The 18412-nt window shown below is 55.3% G+C and carries 22 protein-coding genes and 1 tRNA gene; 18 read left to right on the forward strand and 5 right to left on the reverse strand.

Annotation, left to right across the window (positions count from 1 at the left end):
• Positions 1-40 precede the first annotated feature (40 nt).
• On the forward strand, positions 41-1168 hold the full coding sequence (gene ald / locus Q0O33_RS00070; RefSeq protein ID WP_295494407.1) for an alanine dehydrogenase: 1128 nt from the start codon (positions 41-43) through the stop codon (positions 1166-1168).
• Between the two features lie 31 nt (positions 1169-1199).
• On the forward strand, positions 1200-2216 hold the full coding sequence (locus tag Q0O33_RS00075; protein WP_295494410.1) for a LacI family DNA-binding transcriptional regulator: 1017 nt from the start codon (positions 1200-1202) through the stop codon (positions 2214-2216).
• Positions 2217-2376: 160 nt separating this feature from the next.
• Here Q0O33_RS00075 and Q0O33_RS00080 read toward each other — a convergent pair whose 3' ends face one another.
• From Q0O33_RS00080 to Q0O33_RS00090, 3 genes are all read right to left on the reverse strand, one after another.
• Positions 2377-2892, reverse strand: a complete 516-nt coding sequence (locus Q0O33_RS00080; RefSeq protein WP_295494413.1) for a hypothetical protein — start codon at positions 2890-2892, stop codon at positions 2377-2379.
• Positions 2893-3208: 316 nt separating this feature from the next.
• Entirely contained in the window at positions 3209-5146 is a 1938-nt protein-coding gene (gene acs, locus Q0O33_RS00085) for an acetate--CoA ligase (protein WP_295494415.1), read from the reverse strand.
• A 311-nt stretch (positions 5147-5457) separates the two neighbouring features.
• A tRNA-Tyr gene (locus Q0O33_RS00090) sits at positions 5458-5543 on the reverse strand.
• Between the two features lie 145 nt (positions 5544-5688).
• Here Q0O33_RS00090 and rlmB point away from each other — a divergent pair.
• The 3 genes from rlmB to Q0O33_RS00105 all read left to right on the forward strand — a co-directional run bounded on the left by rlmB (position 5689) and on the right by Q0O33_RS00105 (position 7979).
• Positions 5689-6450, forward strand: a complete 762-nt coding sequence (gene rlmB / locus Q0O33_RS00095) for a 23S rRNA (guanosine(2251)-2'-O)-methyltransferase RlmB (protein ID WP_295494418.1) — start codon at positions 5689-5691, stop codon at positions 6448-6450.
• 9 nt (positions 6451-6459) lie between these two features.
• Positions 6460-7083, forward strand: coding sequence for a DNA-3-methyladenine glycosylase 2 family protein (locus tag Q0O33_RS00100; RefSeq protein ID WP_295494420.1), 624 nt, complete (start codon positions 6460-6462; stop codon positions 7081-7083).
• 77 nt (positions 7084-7160) lie between these two features.
• Positions 7161-7979 carry an SDR family oxidoreductase gene (locus Q0O33_RS00105; RefSeq protein ID WP_295494422.1) on the forward strand — a complete coding sequence of 273 codons (819 nt, stop codon included), beginning with the start codon at positions 7161-7163 and terminating at the stop codon, positions 7977-7979.
• On the opposite strand, the gene Q0O33_RS00110 is transcribed toward Q0O33_RS00105, so the two are convergent.
• Positions 7969-8262, reverse strand: a complete 294-nt coding sequence (locus Q0O33_RS00110) for a 4a-hydroxytetrahydrobiopterin dehydratase (RefSeq protein ID WP_295494425.1) — start codon at positions 8260-8262, stop codon at positions 7969-7971. The two genes, Q0O33_RS00105 and Q0O33_RS00110, sit on opposite strands and share 11 nt — an antisense overlap.
• Positions 8263-8311: 49 nt before the next feature.
• On the opposite strand from Q0O33_RS00110, the gene ccmA reads away from it, so the two are divergent.
• Together ccmA and Q0O33_RS00120 are read left to right on the forward strand one after the other, a co-directional pair.
• On the forward strand, positions 8312-8923 hold the full coding sequence (gene ccmA / locus Q0O33_RS00115; protein WP_295494428.1) for a heme ABC exporter ATP-binding protein CcmA: 612 nt from the start codon (positions 8312-8314) through the stop codon (positions 8921-8923).
• Complete coding sequence (locus Q0O33_RS00120; protein ID WP_295494431.1) at positions 8920-9567, forward strand: heme exporter protein CcmB; 648 nt, start codon at positions 8920-8922, stop codon at positions 9565-9567. Before ccmA ends, Q0O33_RS00120 begins: the two co-directional genes overlap by 4 nt.
• A gap of 11 nt (positions 9568-9578) precedes the next feature.
• Here Q0O33_RS00120 and Q0O33_RS00125 read toward each other — a convergent pair whose 3' ends face one another.
• Positions 9579-10403: an SDR family NAD(P)-dependent oxidoreductase gene (locus tag Q0O33_RS00125; protein ID WP_295494434.1), complete on the reverse strand. Its 825-nt coding sequence runs from the start codon at positions 10401-10403 to the stop codon at positions 9579-9581.
• A 97-nt stretch (positions 10404-10500) separates the two neighbouring features.
• Between Q0O33_RS00125 and Q0O33_RS00130 the strand changes: the two genes are divergently transcribed.
• From Q0O33_RS00130 to Q0O33_RS00180, 11 genes are all read left to right on the forward strand, one after another.
• Positions 10501-11076 carry a NifU family protein gene (locus Q0O33_RS00130; protein WP_295494912.1) on the forward strand — a complete coding sequence of 192 codons (576 nt, stop codon included), beginning with the start codon at positions 10501-10503 and terminating at the stop codon, positions 11074-11076.
• A gap of 26 nt (positions 11077-11102) precedes the next feature.
• Positions 11103-11693, forward strand: a complete 591-nt coding sequence (locus tag Q0O33_RS00135) for a malonic semialdehyde reductase (protein WP_295494436.1) — start codon at positions 11103-11105, stop codon at positions 11691-11693.
• Between the two features lie 21 nt (positions 11694-11714).
• Positions 11715-12323: a tRNA (adenosine(37)-N6)-threonylcarbamoyltransferase complex dimerization subunit type 1 TsaB gene (gene tsaB, locus Q0O33_RS00140; RefSeq protein WP_295494439.1), complete on the forward strand. Its 609-nt coding sequence runs from the start codon at positions 11715-11717 to the stop codon at positions 12321-12323.
• Positions 12320-12775, forward strand: a complete 456-nt coding sequence (gene rimI, locus Q0O33_RS00145; protein ID WP_295494441.1) for a ribosomal protein S18-alanine N-acetyltransferase — start codon at positions 12320-12322, stop codon at positions 12773-12775. The genes tsaB and rimI overlap by 4 nt, the downstream gene beginning before the upstream one ends.
• Before the next feature lie 101 nt (positions 12776-12876).
• Positions 12877-13311, forward strand: coding sequence for a MucR family transcriptional regulator (locus Q0O33_RS00150; protein WP_295494444.1), 435 nt, complete (start codon positions 12877-12879; stop codon positions 13309-13311).
• 89 nt (positions 13312-13400) lie between these two features.
• Complete coding sequence (locus tag Q0O33_RS00155) at positions 13401-13823, forward strand: Fur family transcriptional regulator (RefSeq protein ID WP_295492172.1); 423 nt, start codon at positions 13401-13403, stop codon at positions 13821-13823.
• Positions 13795-14595, forward strand: a complete 801-nt coding sequence (locus tag Q0O33_RS00160; protein ID WP_295494447.1) for a lysophospholipid acyltransferase family protein — start codon at positions 13795-13797, stop codon at positions 14593-14595. The genes Q0O33_RS00155 and Q0O33_RS00160 overlap by 29 nt, the downstream gene beginning before the upstream one ends.
• Positions 14596-14604: 9 nt before the next feature.
• A complete protein-coding gene (gene miaB, locus Q0O33_RS00165; protein WP_295494450.1) occupies positions 14605-15939 on the forward strand; it encodes a tRNA (N6-isopentenyl adenosine(37)-C2)-methylthiotransferase MiaB in 1335 nt (444 codons plus the stop codon).
• Positions 15940-16935 (forward strand): PhoH family protein, encoded by a 996-nt coding sequence (locus tag Q0O33_RS00170; RefSeq protein WP_295494454.1) that lies wholly within the window; start codon positions 15940-15942, stop codon positions 16933-16935.
• Entirely contained in the window at positions 16928-17446 is a 519-nt protein-coding gene (ybeY, locus tag Q0O33_RS00175) for an rRNA maturation RNase YbeY (RefSeq protein WP_295494456.1), read from the forward strand. Before Q0O33_RS00170 ends, ybeY begins: the two co-directional genes overlap by 8 nt.
• A gap of 20 nt (positions 17447-17466) precedes the next feature.
• Positions 17467-18405 carry a hemolysin family protein gene (locus tag Q0O33_RS00180; RefSeq protein ID WP_295494458.1) on the forward strand — a complete coding sequence of 313 codons (939 nt, stop codon included), beginning with the start codon at positions 17467-17469 and terminating at the stop codon, positions 18403-18405.
• Positions 18406-18412 lie beyond the last annotated feature (7 nt).

Genomic DNA, 18412 nt, shown 5'->3' on the forward strand with positions numbered 1-18412 from the left:
ATGCTAATCTTTGCCAACATGTTTTGAGGAGCAGAGAGTCATGCGTGTTGGTGTCCCAAGCGAAATTAAAGTACATGAGTATCGCGTTGGCTTAACGCCCGGTGCCGTACGCGAATATGTGGCCGCTGGGCATCAGGTGGTGGTGCAATCGGGCGCAGGCGCGGGCATCATGGCAAATGACGACGCATATCATGCGGCAGGCGCAGAAATCGCTGCAACCGCGCAGGAAATTTTCGCGAGCTGCGACATGATCGTTAAGGTCAAGGAACCGCAACCAAGCGAATGGGTGCAGCTTCGTCCCGGCCAATTGCTCTTCACTTATTTGCATCTTGCACCCGATCCCGAGCAAGCCAAGGGTCTGATCGCCAGTGGATGCACCGCCATTGCCTATGAGACCGTGACCGATGATCGCGGCGCCCTGCCCCTATTAGCCCCCATGAGCGAAGTCGCGGGTCGCCTAGCGATTGAAGCCGCTGGCCAAGCCATGCGCCGCAGCGAAGGCGGCGCGGGCATATTGCTCGGCGGTGTGCCGGGGGTGGCTGCTGGCCGCGTTACAGTGCTCGGTGGCGGCGTTGTTGGCACACATGCGGCTCGCATGGCCGTTGGTCTTGGCGCGGAGGTCACCATCGTTGATCGTTCGATCCCGCGTCTGCGCCAACTCGATGAGATGTTCAACGGACGGGTGCGCACGCGCTATTCGACGCTTGAAGCCATCGACCATGAAATCAGCCTTGCCGATGCCGTCATTGGCGCCGTGCTTATTCCGGGTGCAAGCGCGCCGCGCCTTGTGACCCGCGCAATGCTGAAGCGGATGAAACCCGGTGCGGTCTTAGTCGATGTCGCCATTGACCAAGGCGGTTGTTTTGAAACATCGCGCGCCACCACGCATGCAGAACCCACTTATATTGTGGACGGCATCATTCATTATTGCGTCGCAAACATGCCCGGCGCCGTCCCGCAGACCAGCGCGGCCGCGCTCAACAATGCGACCTTGCCTTATGGCCTTGCGCTTGCAAACAAAGGCATAACTGCGTTGGATAGCAGCACAGAAACTGGACGCGGATTGCTGGCCGGGTTGAACGTGCATCAAGGTAAAGTCACCAGCCAAGCGGTTGCCGAAAGCCTCAATCTTGCATTTGTTGCGCCGGAAACGGCCCTCACTGCGTGACTTGACCGTTTTGCAATGCTAACGGCATTGCATGGGCAAAGAGGGACGCATTACGGCGCATCAGATTGCGGCCATGCTTGGGGTTTCTCAGCCCACGGTGTCCCGTGCATTGCGCGGGGATAAGAAAGTCAACGAAACCACGCGCGCGCGCATCGTCGCGCTGGCGAACGAGCTCAATTATTCGGTTGACCACAATGCCCTTCGACTGCGCACGCAGCAGACATATTCGATCGCGCTTGTCATCCTGTGTCGGCGGGGTGAAAATAAGGCGAATATAAACCCGTTTTATCTGTCGTTATTGGGCTGCATCGCAGCGTCGGCCTCCGAACGGGGCTATAATCTGATAATCTCATTTCAAGATTCACCTGCCAATTTCTTTGCCAATTACACCGGCAGCCGACAGGCCGATGGCCTCATCGTCATTGGCAGCGGTCAGAATATCGCTGGTTGGCAGTTTTTCGGCGAATATGCTCGGCATAATACGCCGATGATCTGCTGGGGCGCCAGCAAAGAAGACCTGATTTCAATCAAAAGTGACAATGTTCAAGGCGCGCGACTGGCTATTGACCATTTGTTGCAACAGGGTTGTAAAAACATTGCCTATATTGGTCCCACCCATAGCGAGCAGCCACAGTTTCAAGACAGGCTGACAACCTATATGGCACATATGTCGGCGAAGGGCTTGCAGCCCATTTGCCCACCGCTCCCCGAAAACGCGGTGCGTGAAGATCAAGGCTACGCCGCGGTCCAAGGCCTCATCCACGAAAAAATTGCGTTTGATGGCTTGTTCTGTGCGAATGACTTTATCGCGCTGGGTGCCATGCGCGCGCTCGAGGAACATCATATCCCCATTGGCACAGATGTACGCGTAATCGGGTTTGATGGCATCGCAATGGGCGCTTATGCGCAGCCGCCGCTGACAACGATTGAGCAGGATTATGTGCAAGCCGGCGAAATGCTAGTCGAAGCGTTGATCGCGGTGCTAAAAGGCGAAACGCCCAGCATCGCCCCTGTTCCGGTCCGGCTACTCACCCGCGGAACAGCCTGAAGCCCAGTCGATTTACGCGGCGCGCACTACTCCCATGATACAGGCGACAGAGCCGACAGGGTCAACCTCTTAAATATAATGTCCAGCATCCAAGCTGCGAGATATACTGGCTATGCCTTGCTTTCGTCCTGAAACAGAGCCTACGCCCCTGCGCTGCACCTCATTTGGGCGCGGGCTTGGCAGGCGCTGGCGTAGGCGCTGGCACTGTTGGCTTTGCAATAACAATGTCTTCCTCGAGGAACGCTTTAACAGTGCTCCCCGATGCAATTGTCGCGCTGCGTCCGGAGGTGAAAAAACCGACCACGGGAATGATATCCGTTCCGGCAGCACCCTTGTCGTCGAATGAACCACTCAGGCGGATCGTACGCCCACCGATCCGCATGGAAATGGCCCGCGCTTCAATGTAACCTGACTTTCCCCACATGGCTTTATTACGAACTTCCGTCACTTCGCCAATGGCTGGCGTTCCAGACGGGATGATAATCTGACTGTTCAGGCGAAGGGGTTCCGCAACTTCCATCTGGAAACGATATCCCGCCTTCAACTTCTTTTTGTCGGTCGTAAGTTCTTCGCGTAACCTGAGTACAATCTCCGTGCCCGACTCAATTACGCTTCCGTTTGCCGGTGCCAGTATAACGGGATCTATTGCCGATTGTGCCCAGGCTTCCTCAGACACAGACGACAATGACAAAATAAAACCAATGCAAATACATGCATTTTTGAACATTCTATTTGATCGAATCATCATCTTTCTCCTCGGACGACATTCAAGTGCGGCGCTTATTTACGCGTGTCAACGCGTAACTAATTGTAAAATAACAATATGCGCTCATAAAATCGCTTCTCGATGCGATATTGGGCGCCGTGGTGCCTCGATACCCATGGCCGTCAATGCGATTGCTTTGGTTTATTCGCCATGGTCTAAGGGTCACAGCCATATGAACCGGCTGTTCAGGATAGCCAGTTCAGCCTCTCGTTTTCACTTTCGAAAGTCATCCGGCGGTGGATCTTGATTGCACAAGATTGTCCACGACCGATGGATCCGCAAGGGTCGAGATATCGCCTAAATTAGACACATCCCCTTCGGCAATTTTGCGCAATATCCGGCGCATGATTTTTCCCGAGCGTGTTTTGGGTAAACCCGGCGCAAAATGGATGACATCTGGCGTCGCGATTGGGCCGATTTCATGGCGCACCCATTTGATAAGGTCCGCACGTATATCCGCGGACTCTGCCTCATTGGCATTCAACGTAACATAAGCGTAAATGCCCTGCCCTTTAATGTCGTGCGGGAATCCGACCACCGCCGCCTCGGCTACTTTGGCATGGGCAACCAGTGCGCTTTCGACTTCAGCCGTACCCATGCGGTGGCCAGACACATTGATCACGTCGTCAACCCGCCCCGTAATCCAATAATCACCGTCGGCATCGCGCCGACATCCATCGCCCGTGAAATATTTGCCGGGATAAGTGGTGAAATAAGTTTGGAAAAACCGATCATGATCGCCCCACACCGTACGCATTTGGCCTGGCCAGCTGTCGATCATGCACAAATTGCCCTCGGTCGCGCCTTCCAACAATGTGCCGTCGCCGTCGACCAGCACCGGCTGCACGCCAAACATCGGCTTTGATGCCGCGCCCGGCTTCAACGCATGCGCGCCAGGTAAAGGCGTCATCATGGTCGCCCCCGTTTCGGTCTGCCAATAGGTATCGACAATAGGGCAGCGGCCTTCGCCGACGACATGATAATACCATTCCCATGCCTCCGGATTGATTGGCTCACCAACCGAACCCAGCAAACGCAAAGAACTGCGCGAGGTTCTCTTCACCCAATCATCGCCTTCACGCATCAGTGACCGCAACGCCGTTGGCGCGCCATAGAAAATATTAACCTGATGGCGGTCAACTATTTGCCAGAACCGGCTGTGGTCGGGATAATTGGGCACGCCTTCAAACATCACCGTCGTCGCACCATTGGCGAGCGGGCCATACACGACATAGCTATGGCCAGTGACCCAGCCAATGTCGGCGGCGCACCAATAAATTTCGCCGGGGGTGTAGTTGAACACATAATGATGCGTCATCGTTGCCCACACCAAATACCCACCGGTTGTGTGTAATACGCCCTTAGGTTTTCCGGTGGAGCCTGACGTATATAAAATGAAAAGCGGGTCTTCGGCATCCATGATTTCGGGCGCGCAGTCGCTAGGAACTGTTGTACGCACATCATGATACCAGACGTCGCGCGCGTCCTGCATATGTATGTCGTTTCCGACATGGCGCACCACAAGGCATGCCTTGATCGAGGTGCAATGCGTAAGGGCAGCATCCACATTCTGCTTCAAAGGTACCAGCTTCCCACCGCGCATGCCGGCATCAGCGGTGATAACAATATTGGAATCGCAATCCTGAATGCGTCCAGCCAGCGCTTCCGGTGAAAAGCCGCCAAAGACGATAGAATGAATTGCCCCAATACGCGTGCACGCAAGCATGGCCATCGCGGCTTCAGGGATCATCGGCATATAGATGGTGATGCGATCACCTTTTTGTGCGCCTAATGCCTTCAAGGCGTTGGCCATCAGGCAAACCTCGGCATGCAGCTCACCAAAAGTGATGCGCCGTTGCTGCGATGGATCATCGCCTTCCCAGATTATCGCAATATCATCTTTGCGTTCGGGCAAATGGCGATCAATGCAGTTGGCAGAGACGTTCAACGCGCCATCCTCAAACCATTTGATACCGAAATCCGCTTCGTGAAAACTGGTATTCTTCACTTTGGTAAAGGGTTTCATCCAGTTGAGGCGCTTGGCCTCTTCGCGCCAGAATGTGTCCGGATCGCGCACGGATTGAGCATAAGCGGCGTTGTAACCTTCCGCCGTGACAAACGCCTTTTTCTTCCAATCATCCGAAACAGGATAGATTTCCGACATTTTGCCCTCTCCTTAAAATTGCCCTGTCTGCGTCAAAATAATGCAGCCTGCATCCATCTCCATCCGCGACCGAAATTCAACACAGACGCACCCCGAACTAAGCCCAAAGTCACAGGGTCCGCAACGGCAAAGTCCGACGGCTTTGCTTGACGGAGATACGAAGTTTGTAAGAAAGCCGTCCAGATCAATAGTGTTAGTTCGAATTAGCTCGGCACTTAGGACAGACCCCGTTCAAAAGAGCAGCAAGATAGCTATGGGAGAAAGACAATTACGCACACGAAGCGAACAAAACAAACCTCGCCAACGAGAAATGGTGGACAGGGCTGGATTCGAACCAGCGTACGGAAAACCGGGCAGATTTACAGTCTGCTGCCTTTAACCACTCGGCCACCTGTCCACGTCTTCGCGCGGGGCATCATGTGTTTGCATGAGGGCCGGTCCCGCAGAAGAAGCAGCCCAATGGCGAAACGGCCCTTGCCTGTCAATGCCTCAAGTGGGAAAGGGCACCAGAAGCTTCTCTTTTTCATGCACAGGTACATATAATGTCGTCACATAAGAGCCACCGTCGCCGTGGTGCCGCCGTTACCAGCGGCAATCCCAAATTTTATGGACGGCACGCCGTCTATGCCGCGCTCGACAATCCCGAACGCCGCCTCATCAATTTATGGGGCACGCGGGAGGAAATCGGTAAAATTGTCGTGCCCGACGGCTTGACCGTGCAATATGCCGAAGTAAACGATTTGGCGCGTTTTGTGCCGAAAGATGCGCCGCATCAGGGCTTAGTGCTTGAGGTTGCGCCGCTGGAGGATGTCTGGCTGACCGATGCGCTCGCGCTTTCCAACGATGATAACCGACCCTTGCTGATCCTCGACCAAGTCACCGATCCACACAATGTCGGCGCGATATTCCGGACAGCGGCGGCCTTTGATGCGGTGGCTGTTGTGACGCAGGACCGGCACGCGCCCCCCGAATCGGGCGCATTGGCAAAAGCCGCGTCGGGCGGGCTGGAGATAACGCCATGGGTCCGGGTGGTTAATCTGGCGCGTGCGCTGGAGGAAATTGCCGAGGCGGGATATTGGCGAATCGGCCTGTCAGGCCATGCAGAAGTGACGCTGGATCAAGCACTGACACCGGGACGCAATGCATTGGTGCTGGGCGCGGAAGGCGACGGCATGCGCCGTAATATTGAGGAGCATTGCGACCAATTGGCAAAACTGCCGATCAGCGCAAAGATGGAATCATTGAACGTTTCCAACGCTGCAGCCATCGCTCTATACGCGGCCACCGTCCGCCGGGGATCATAAGCCAGTCCTATGGGCATACCGACACAGCAACTGCATGCCGCGCTTGATGCGCTAGCCGCGATTGAGCCGGGCATTACTGAGGCCCTTGCTGTCACGGGCTATCCGGACGCGCGCATCTGTGCGCCCGGCTACGCTACCTTGCTGCGCACGATTGTCGGGCAACAGGTCAGCGTCGCGGCAGCGGCATCAGTCTGGAACAAGCTAGAAGCCCTGCTCGGCGCGCAATGCCCACCAGAACAGTTGTTGGCGCAAGATTTTGATGCGTTGCGGGGCTGCGGCCTTAGTAGGCAGAAACAGGGCTATGCGCGGTCATTGGCGGAGCTGGTGCTGTCGGGTGCCTTGCCCCTGGATGCCCTACCCGATGAAGATGAGGAAGCGATTGCCTATCTGACGCAGGTCAAGGGCATTGGCCGCTGGTCCGCAGAGATATATTTGCTGTTTGCCGAGGGCCGTACCGATATATGGCCCGCAGGGGATCTTGCGGTGCAAGAGGGCGTTGGGCGTTTGCTAAAGCTGGACGTGCGGCCATCGGAAAAAGAAATCCGCGTCATCGCCGAACGCTGGCGTCCGCATCGCGGGGCCGCAGCAATTTTCACCTGGCATATTTATGCCAAGGGATTTCAGGCCATTTAGGATCTGTAATAATCAGTTGACGTTTTAGACAAATTGATGTCGCTGACAACCATGTGAGTAAGAGAGGAATCATCATCATGTCGACAGCTCAAAAAAGCATTTTCATCACCGGCGCCGCGTCTGGCCTTGGCCGCGAAGTTGCGCGCTATTTTGCAAATGTCGGCTGGTTTGTTGGTCTGGCGGACATTGATGAAAAAGGTTTGGACGTAACCGCGGCCTTGTTACCCAAAGGCGAATATTCGCGCCACAAATTGGATGTAACGGACCGCGCGCAATGGAAAAAGGCCGTTGCCGACTTTGCCAAGCACACCAACGGACATATGACCGTGTTGTTCAACAATGCAGGGATCGGCACTGGCGGCCCGATTCAGGACATGACCGACGAAGATATTGACCGCATGATCGCAATAAACCTTACGGGCGTGATTAGCGGCACACGAGCATGCTTCGACCTACTAAAGAACACCGATGACGCATGCGTGCTCTACACCAGTTCTGCCGCGGGCATTTATGGGTCGGCGGGATTAAGCGTCTACAGCGCCACCAAATTTGCGGTGCGCGCATTGGCTGAGGCACATGACATTGAATGGCGTCCATATGGCATTAAATCCCGCAGCCTGATGCCCGGATTCATCGATACCAACATCATCAGCAATGTCGACGCCGGTAGCAACATGTCTGGTAAGGAAAGACTGCAATCGGCGGGTGTTGAGGTTAGCCCGGTATCCATCATTGGCCCTGCGGCATGGGAAGCTATTCACGGCGAGAAAGTGCATACGCCCGTCAACAAAATGGCGAAGCAACTGGCCTTTTCTGCGCGCTGGTTTCCAAACCGTTTGCGGAAGCAACTGGGCCTATTGGGCGGCCTTGGCGACGTGGTGCAGACTAAGCCGTGATTGCATCGATTGCGGAGGCAAGGTCGATGTCACGTTGCGACAGGCCATCCGCATCATGCGTAGTCAGCAGAATTTCAACACGGTTATACACGTTGAACCATTCGGGATGATGGTCGGCTTTTTCGGCGAGAATCGCAACGCGGGTCATGAAACCAAATGCTTCGGCAAAGTCAGCAAAGCGCAAAACGCGGCGGATACCTTTTGCATCGGCGTCATAGGTCCATTGCGGCAGTTGTTGCATGGCGGCATCGCGGGCGGCGTCATCCAGTCTTGAAATATGCATATCCTCATCCTGCTTTTGCAATTGAACGAATATCTGCCTAAGTCGCGATATGTCTTCACGTCAAGCATCCCTGCCATCGCTTAACATTGACAATGTCGCGGTCATGCGCGGCAACCGCATGGTGTTGCCTGGCCTGTCGGTGACAGCGCGCGCAGGGGACATCATCTGGATCAGAGGCGCCAACGGATGTGGCAAATCCACTTTGCTGCGCCTTGTAGCGGGATTGCTGACGGTAACGTCGGGGAATATCCATTCCGAAGGTCGCATGGCACTTGCGGACGAAAATTTGGCGCTGGATGCCAATGTGACCGTGGAAGCCGCGCTCCGCTTTTGGGCAGATATGGATGGCGCATCAGCCGACGCACGGGACGCAGCCTTAACGGCTATGGATTTGCAAGACCTTGCCCATATCCCCGTGCGCTTTCTCTCCACGGGCCAACGCAAGCGTGCCAGCATCGCGCGCGTCCTTGCCTCCGGCGCAGATATTTGGTTGATGGATGAGCCCTATAATGGCCTCGACAGTGCAAGCTGCACGCGGCTTGATCAGGCGATTATTAATCGCGCCGCTGCGGGTGGGATCGTCCTTGTCGCCGCGCATCAACCGCCCTCGATCAATGTCGCATTAAGCCTATCGCTCGACAGCCAGGACGCTGCGGCATGAAGGCGTTTGTTGCACTGGTTGCGCGTGAAGTACGTCTGGCATGGACGGGCGGCGGCTTATGGCTTCCAGTGGTGTTTTATCTCGCCGTGTCCACATTATTCCCCTTTGTGACGGGCCCCGACAAGGCCCTGCTGGCACGCACAGGCGGCGGCATCTTGTGGATCGCAGCCCTGCTCGCGACGCTCCTGCCGATTGAACGGCTGATTTTGCCCGACCGCCAGTCCGGCGTGCTCGATCAGCTTGCCGTGCGTGGTTGGTCGGATGAACTTGTCGCGACGGCGAAGATCGCAGGGCAGATTGTCGCTTTCGCCCTCCCCCTGCTTTTGGCAACGGTCGTTGGCTCCGCGCTTATTGGCTTGCCGGAGGCGCAATTGGGTACCTTGCTTCTTGGTCTGGCTTTGGCTTTACCCGCTTTGTCTGGTCTGTCCGTGATGATTGCGGCGCTCACCGCGGGTCTAAGCGGTGCGAGCGCACTTGGCGGTTTGCTATTAGTGCCCATCACCATTCCGTTGCTCATCTTCGGCGCAGGCACCTTGGCCGAAGATCCCGGTAACGCAATGCAGCTGCTCGCGGCAACATCGTTGGCGATAACGGCGCTGTCCCCCTTTGCCGCTGGCGCAGCCCTCCGCGCGAGCAGAACTTAGGGACAGGCCCTCTATCGCGCAGATATTTTCTTGGCGTAGCCGTCCGCGACCATAGCTTCTACCATGTCAAACAGCTTTTCCGGGTCCTGCGCGCGCAGCACGGGGATGTTGGCCTCGATGCCCTCGGCGATAATGATTTCGCGTTTGCCAGTGCGCACAGCCTCCCAAATGCGACTTGCAACTTCATTCGGATCAATACCATTGTCGATCGCCGCGTCACTGATACCGCGCACACTGCCATCGGCGTTGAGCGCGTTGCGTGAGACATTGGTTTTGACCGACCCCGGCGCGACGACAAGGATTTTTACCCCCTGCCCCGCAACTTCGCTGCGCAGTGCGTCGGCATAGCCGATCAAACCATGTTTTGCAGCGCAATAAGCGGTGCGCATCGGGATACCTGCTTTGCCTGCTACGCTGGAGATCATAACAATCTGCCCGCTACCGCGCGAAACCATGTGCGATAGCAAGGCTTGTGTGAGCGCAATGGGCGCGAGCAAGTCGACATCGACAATCCGTTGATAGACCGACAAATCGGTGTCCAATGCGGGCGACCGTTGGGAGATGCCCGCATTGTTCACCAGCACGTCGACATGGCCCTGAAACGCGATAGCTTCGGCCACTTTGCTGGCCAAACTAGCATAATCCACTGTATCGAATGGCAAAATGAGACAATGGTCCGCCGCACCTGTTTCGGCTGCAACGCGTTGTAGCTCCGCAACATTGCGCCCAGACAATATCGCATAGCCGCCACTGGCAACAAATGCCTTGGCCAAAGCTTCGCCAATGCCCGACGAGGCCCCGGTGATCCACGCGGTTTTCTGTGCTTGATCTGTCAATTTTGCTCTCCTTATCCTCCTTTCCGTCAACTTAGGCTTGTCCGCTGTCAAGACATTCTGGCTTGCACTTTGTCGGCGACCGCACCACATGCGGGAAATGCTTATAGAAACCGAACTGACACCGAACCCTTCGACCATCAAATTTCTGCCAGGCCATGTGGTCATGGACACAGGCACGCGCGACTTTGCGTCGCCCGAAGAGGCCGAAGCCTCGCCCTTGGCGGAAGCACTCTTCGCGCTTGGCGATGTGACAGGCGTGTTTTTCGGGCATTCCTTTATTTCCGTGACCGCAGCGCCCGGCGTAGAGTGGGCAAGCCTTAAGCCCGACGTGCTTGGCATATTGTTGGACCATTTCAGCGCCAACATGCGTCTGTTCAAGCCTGCAACAGCTGGCTTCTCAGTCCCATCGGCTGCAGCAGATTATCCTTTGGATGACCCTGCCGATGCCGATATTGTGGAACAGATCAAGGAGCTGATCGAAACCCGCGTGCGCCCTGCTGTCGCCAATGATGGCGGCGACATTATCTATCGGGGCTTCCAGAAAGGTGTCGTTTTCCTGCAGATGCAGGGCGCCTGTGCAGGCTGCCCATCTTCGTCCGCCACGCTGAAAAACGGTATCGAGCAATTGCTGAAGCATTATGTACCTGAAGTCAGTGAAGTGCGCGCAGCTTAAAATCCCATATTGCGAAGGTAGATATCATGTCACACCCCCTGAACGACGCAGCCCTTGATCAGCTTTTTCGGGAAGCGCGTAGCTATAATGGCTATCTGGATACGCCCGTTTCGTCCGCGCAGTTGGAACAGATTTGGGACCTTATGAAGTTTGGCCCGACATCAGCCAATTGCCTGCCCGCACGGATCATTTGGTGCAGTAGCGAAGACGCTAAACAAAAACTTGCCGCGTGCTGCATGCCGGGCAATGGCGAGAAGATCCTTCAGGCTCCCGTGACCGCAATTATCGGCATGGACTTCGAATTCTACGAAAATCTGCCCGAACTATTCCCGCATACCGACGCGCGGAGCTGGTTTGTTGGCAATGATGTCGCTATAGAAAAAACCGCCTTCCGCAACAGCAGCTTGCAGGGCGCATATTTCATGCTCGCAGCGCGCGCACTCGGATTGGACACTGGCCCGATGTCAGGGTTCAACAATGATGCAGTGGACGAAGCGTTTTTTGCAGGCACTAAAGTGCAATCCAATTTCATTTGCACCTTGGGCTATGGCGACAAGGCGAGCATTTTCGAACGCAGCCCCAGGCCAGCGTTCGACCGCTTTAACAGCATCCTCTAATCAAGCGGCCAACGCGCTGTCATGCGGACATTGGTCATCGATACCGCGACGCAGGTCTGCTCGGTCGCTTTGTGTAATGATGAGCATGTTATCGCCGCAGCGCATGAAGTCATTGGCCGCGGCCATGCCGAACGTTTGCTTCCCCTGATCGCTGCCTTGCCCGGCAAGGGCAAAGCGGACCAGATCATGGTCAATGTCGGACCGGGCAGCTTTACGGGTATTCGGGTCGGCGTGGCCGCCGCAAAGGCTTTGGGTCTAGCTTGGCACATTAATGTACATGGTTATGGCTGCCTCGCTTTGGTGGCGGCCATGGGGCGTTCCCAGTTGGCGGAGCCTGCGCCTGTAGACGTCGTCATGACGGGCGGCCATGGCGAGTATTTCTTTGAGGCATTTGATGCGCAGGGGCATTCGCGTGCGCCTGTGCGCTCCGTTCTGCCCGCCGATCTACCCAGCCTTGCCAAGGCAACTATTGTGGCAGGCGATATTGATCCCCAACGTGCCGACCGTCATTGGCTGGAGCTGTTACCTGATGCGCGCCATTGGACGCATTTGCGGGACAACTATCCGCTTGCGGCAACGCCCATCTACGGCAGAGCGCCAGACGCAAAGCCCGCAACCTTCGCCAAATGATTCGGGTCGTTGAAGGTGATGCCGGAGACATTTCGGCCATGATGACGATCATGAATGACGCCTTCGACCCCAGATTTGGTGAAGCATGGACCGCGGCACAATGTCTATCCACATTAGTGATGCCCGATTGCCAGTTATTGCTGGCCAAGGATGGTGATGGCGTCTGCGGCTTTGCCATGAACCGCTGGGTATTTGATCATCAAGAATTGTTGATGATTGGCGTTGCCCGGCGACTTCAGGGACAAAATATCGGAAAGCTTTTATTGTCTGAAACAATCCGCCGGGCCCGCAAGGGAGGACGAAGCAAAATTTTCCTTGAAGTTCGCGACGGCAACAATGCCCATGGTTTTTATCTTAAATATGGATTTACCCCGATTGGACGTCGGAAAAATTACTATAATAATATCAATGTTATAAGTGTTGATGCAATTACGATGCTTCTACAATTATGATTTATATTCGGTGTTAAACAATTAGTTGACGATTTAACTTAGATTATCTACCCAATTTTATAAGATTAATTCAATAATCTATTGGGGCTGGAGTTCATAAAATGTCAGAAGAAAGTAACGGGGTCGCGGAGCTGTTAATCACGTTAACCGCAGATATTGTCGCAGCACATGTAAGCAACAACAGCGTTGCCGTGGCGGATGTATCCACTTTAATCTCTAATGTGCACGCGGCTCTCTCTGGAATTTCCGGACCCGCTATTAAGGTAGAAACAGCTTTGGAACCCGCCGTTCCAATCCGTAATTCTGTAAAGCGTGATTTCATCGTCTGTCTGGACGATGGTAAGAAGCTCAAAATGCTCAAGCGTCACCTTATGACGCATTATGGCATGACACCCGAAGATTATCGCACCAAGTGGGGATTGCCCGCCGATTATCCGATGGTCGCCCCTGCTTATGCGGAACAGCGCCGCGAATTGGCCAAAGCGATTGGCCTTGGACGCGCGCCGGGTTCGGGCCGCAAGAAGAAAGTGAAATAAGCGTTTCGCTTACCTGCAAGAACATAAGGCCGGGACACCCCGGCCTTTTTCTTTGACGAATCACGGGGCGGCACTAAATGTCTTTTTCAATGGATATCAAAATTGACATTGAAGCGCTCTGCAACGAGCGCGGCTTGCGCATAACCGATCAACGGCGGGTCATCGCACGCGTCATTTCCGATGCGACCGACCATCCTGATGTGGAGGAGCTTTACCGCCGTTCGTCGGCCATTGATCCCAAAATATCGATTGCCACCGTATATCGAACTGTTCGCTTGTTTGAAGAAGCTGGCATATTGGACCGGCATGATTTCGGCGATGGCCGCGCCCGCTATGAGGCATCGCCCGAGGCGCATCACGACCATTTGATTGACGTCGAAACCGGCAAGGTCGTCGAATTTGTCGACCCAGAGCTTGAGGCATTGCAGAAAATCATCGCGGAACGCCTTGGCTATCGTTTGGTCGACCATCGTATGGAGCTTTATGGCGTCGCCATCGACCGCAAGGATTGAACGACGCAACCCGGCGGCTTTTGTCACAGGGCAGTTCTTGTTTTTGACACGGCTGTTGCTGATGGCAGCAAGCTTGTCCTTAAGCCTGCTATTGCATAATCTCTGGCGGATTATTCGCAGACCTTCGCCTTGGCCCCGCTTGTTTTTACTCTCGATCAGCTGGACCAGCGGCATTGCGACCGCAACTAAGGGCACCAGGATACGCAATAATGTGTTCTATGCCGCAAACCACCATAGTTGGATCGACATTCCCGTCATGTCTGGCGTTACAGGCTGCACTTTTGTGGCCAATGACGGCATCGAAAGCTGGCCGCTGATTGGCTGGCTGTGCAAAATCAACAACACCATCTTCGTCAATCGCGAAAATCGTGCCAGCGTCGGCAATCAAGTCGATGATTTGCGCGCGGCCATGACGGGCGACCAACCCGTGACCATCTTTCCGGAAGGCACGACGCATGATGGATCGGGCCTGTTGCCATTCAAACCGTCTTTGTTCGCCGCTTTGGTTCCGCCGCCAGCCGGAATGCTCGTGCAGCCTGTCTACCTCAGTTATGGCCACCACACGCCGCGCGTAGCCTGGGTTGGCGACGAAAAAGTGACCGAGAATTTCTGGCGCCTTTTGTCGTATCTCACACCGATCACCGCGACCCTGCATTTTCTCGAGCCATTTGATCCGCTGCATTATCCGGACCGTAAAGCGATTTCTGCCGAAGTGCGGGCGCGTATTGGCGCTGCGATGGAGGGTGGCGGCAATGCGGCGCGCCTTGTATAGGCGCGCATTATGAGCATGGATTCCCCAAAAACCTATTCGATCAAAAATTACGGCTGTCAGATGAACGTCTATGATGGCGAGCGCATGGCCGAGATGTTCGAAAGCAAGGGCATGTCGCCGGCCGATGACAAGGCGAATGCCGATCTTGTCGTTCTTAATACCTGCCATATCCGAGAAAAAGCAGCGGAGAAGGTCTATTCCGAAATCGGCCGTCTGCGCCGCAAGGACGGGACGAGCCCCATCATCGCCGTCGCAGGCTGCGTCGCGCAGGCCGAAGGCGGCGAGATCAGCCGCCGCGCTCCCGAAGTCGACATCGTTGTTGGCCCACAAGCCTATCACAACCTGCCCAAAATGGTTGCAGCGGTTGGACGCGGCGAGCGTGTGGTTGACCTCGATCTGCCCGGACTCGATAAGTTTGGTAAGCTTCCCGCCCGCCGCAAACAGCCGCCATCGGCGTTTCTGACGGTGCAAGAAGGTTGCGACAAATTCTGCACTTATTGCGTCGTGCCCTACACCAGAGGTGCGGAAATTTCGCGCGGCTGGGCTGAGCTGATTGATGAAGCAAAGGCAATAGTCGATGCTGGCGCGCGCGAAATCACTTTGCTTGGCCAGAATGTCAACGCATGGGATGGTGAAGATGACAAGGGCACGCTTCAGGGCCTAGACGGCCTCATCCGCGCCCTCGACAAGATACCCGAGCTTCGCCGCATCCGGTACATGACCAGCCACCCAAACGACATGACCGAAGGGCTAATTGCCGCGCATGGTGATGTTGAAAAACTGATGCCGTTCCTGCATCTGCCCGTTCAATCTGGTTCAGACCGCATTTTAAAGGCGATGAACCGCAGCCACAGCCGTGACAGCTATATGCGTATCCTTGACCGCGTGCGCGCTGTCCGGCCTGACATCGCCTTTTCTGGCGACTTCATCGTCGGCTTTCCTGGCGAAAGCGATGCCGATTTTGAGGACACATTAGGTCTCGTGCGCGAAGTCGGCCATGCACAAGCTTATTCCTTCAAATATAGCCCACGCCCCGGTACACCCGCAGCCGATATGTCCGACCAAATACCTATGGAAATCATGGACGAAAGGCTGCAACGGCTTCAGGCGCAGATCGTTGCGGACCAGACGGCGTTTAACGATCGCACCGTGGGACGCACCACCGATGTCCTGTTGGAACGGCCCGGAAAATTTGAGGGGCAATTAATTGGCAAATCACCATGGCTCCAATCGGTTCATGTGCTTGCGCCAGACCTTTCAATAGGCGATATCGTTACCGTTAAGATAACCGATTCTGGACCGCTTAGCCTGAAAGGTGAACCAACGATGAGAGCAGCAGCCTGAATGGCCAAAAAAGCCCAAGCGCAAGCCGGTGACTTGTCCCGGCTGGAGATGAGTTTCGACAAACCGCATCTGATTAACGCGGTTTTTGGCGAATTTGACCGCAATCTAGTTACGATTGAGAACCGCCTCGGGGTTTATATCTCTGCCCGCGGAAATCGCGTCCAAATTGAAGGCGAAGCTGGTGCCATTGGCCGGGCGCGTGATGTTCTCAACGACATTTACTCCCGCCTGTCGCGTGGACAAGATATGGACACCGAAGCTGTACAAGCTATCATCGCCATGACCGCTGAACCCACTTTAGAGGGCATCGTCCGCAAAGACGCGACCGACGCTCCGGGTATCATGATCCGCACGCGCAAGAAGACATTGGTGCCGCGTTCGGCCACACAAATACCCTATATGGAGGCATTGGCCCGCGACGAGATTATCTTCGCACTTGGTCCAGCAGGCACCGGAAAAACCTATTTGGCGGTGGCGCAGGCCGTAGCGATGTTGATTACTGGTGCGGTGCAGCGGCTGATCCTCTCCCGTCCCGCGGTTGAGGCGGGTGAGCGGCTGGGTTTCCTGCCCGGAGATATGAAGGAAAAGGTCGATCCCTATCTGCGGCCGATTTACGATGCCTTGTATGACTGCTTGCCAGCCGAACAGGTCGAGCGACGGATTGCCTCTGGCGAGATCGAAATTGCCCCCATCGCGTTCATGCGCGGGCGTACTTTGGCCGACGCCTTCATCATTTTGGATGAGGCGCAGAATACCACAGCGGCACAGATGAAGATGTTTCTGACCCGTTTTGGTATGAACAGCCGCATGGTCATTTGCGGTGACCCGCATCAGGTCGATATCCCCGGCGGTGAACGCATGTCGGGCTTGAATGATGCGGTGCAGCGCCTTGACGGTGTTGATGGCATAAGAACCATCCGCTTCAACAGCAGCGACGTCGTGCGTCACCCGCTCGTCGGCAAGATTGTAGACGCCTATGAGGGTGGGCATGATTGATGTCGAACTCGACATTGGCGTAGTTTGGGGCAATAAAGATTTCGGGCAGCGCGAAGTTGAAAAGGCCGTCGATGCCGCCGTCCGCTTTGCAACCATTCCTGAACTAGCTGATCCCGTTGTTCCCGTCAGTGTCAGCATCAAGCTTTCGGACAATGCGGAAGTCCATGCGCTCAACAAACAATGGCGCGACAAGGACAAGCCAACGAACGTGCTGTCCTTTCCGATGCTGGATGATGAGGAATTAGACGCGTTGATCACCAGCACGTATGATGCCCCTGAAATCATGCTCGGCGACATCATTTTGGCGTATGAAACCTGCGCTGCCGAGGCGGCAGAAAAAGGCATCTCCATCGCCCATCATGCAACGCATCTGGTCATCCACGGGATGCTCCATTTGCTTGGCCATGACCATATCGAGGAGGACGAAGCCGAATTGATGGAGGCGCTTGAGGTAAAAGCGCTTGCATCTATGGGCCTTCACAATCCATATAATGACGAAATCGACCATTAAGAGGCCAGTACGCGTCCATTATGCCTGAGGGTGACAGTTTTAGCGGTTCGAAAACCGCAACCGACGACGATAACGACGGACGATTATGGCAGCGGCTGAAGAATATCTTCTTTGGCCGCGACCACGGGCCGACCTTACGCGAGCAGCTTGAAGAAGCGATCGCCGAGCATGAGGAAGATAGCGACGACAACGGACAATCGGACGCGGATGGCGACTTGACCGCCGTTGAGCGCACCATGTTGCGCAATTTGCTCCATTTTAGCGAGCACCGCGTTGACGACGTCATGGTCCCGCGTAGCGACATTATCGCGATTGAAGAAAGCGCTGGCTTTGCCGATTGCATCGCCGCCTTTGCCGAACATGGCCACAGCCGCCTGCCCGTCTACCGCGAAACGTTGGATAGCGTCATCGGCATGATCCATATAAAGGATGTATTCGCTGTTCTGGCCTCAGATCAGGACCGTCCCGACAGCCTTGAATCTTTCATTCGCCAACCGCGGTTCGTGCCGCAAAATATGAGCGTACTTGCGCTGCTCGACGAAATGCGCCGCACCCGCACACATTTGGCCATCGTATTGGATGAGTATTCGGGCACCGAGGGCTTGGTCACGATTGAGGATTTGGTCGAAGAAATCGTCGGCGAAATCGAAGACGAACATGACGACGAACCCGAATTGCTATTCTCGCAAATAGCGCCCGATATGTGGGAAGCTGATGCCCGCGCTGAACTCGACGATCTAGCCGATGCCATTGATCCGAATCTGGCGGAAGTGGATGAAGACGTCGATACGCTTGGCGGCCTCGCCTTCGTCATTGCCGGTCAAGTCCCCGATATCGGCCAAACGCTGGTGCATGCGGCCAGTGGTTGGACTTTGGAAATAATGGAAGGCGACGAAAAACGTGTGACCCGAATCCGGCTCTACGCCCCTGCGTCCGACCGACCCGACGCCAGCGAATAGGCGTCGC

The sequence above is a fragment of the Sphingorhabdus sp. EL138 genome (assembly GCF_945862485.1).
GTDB lineage: Bacteria > Pseudomonadota > Alphaproteobacteria > Sphingomonadales > Sphingomonadaceae > Sphingorhabdus_B.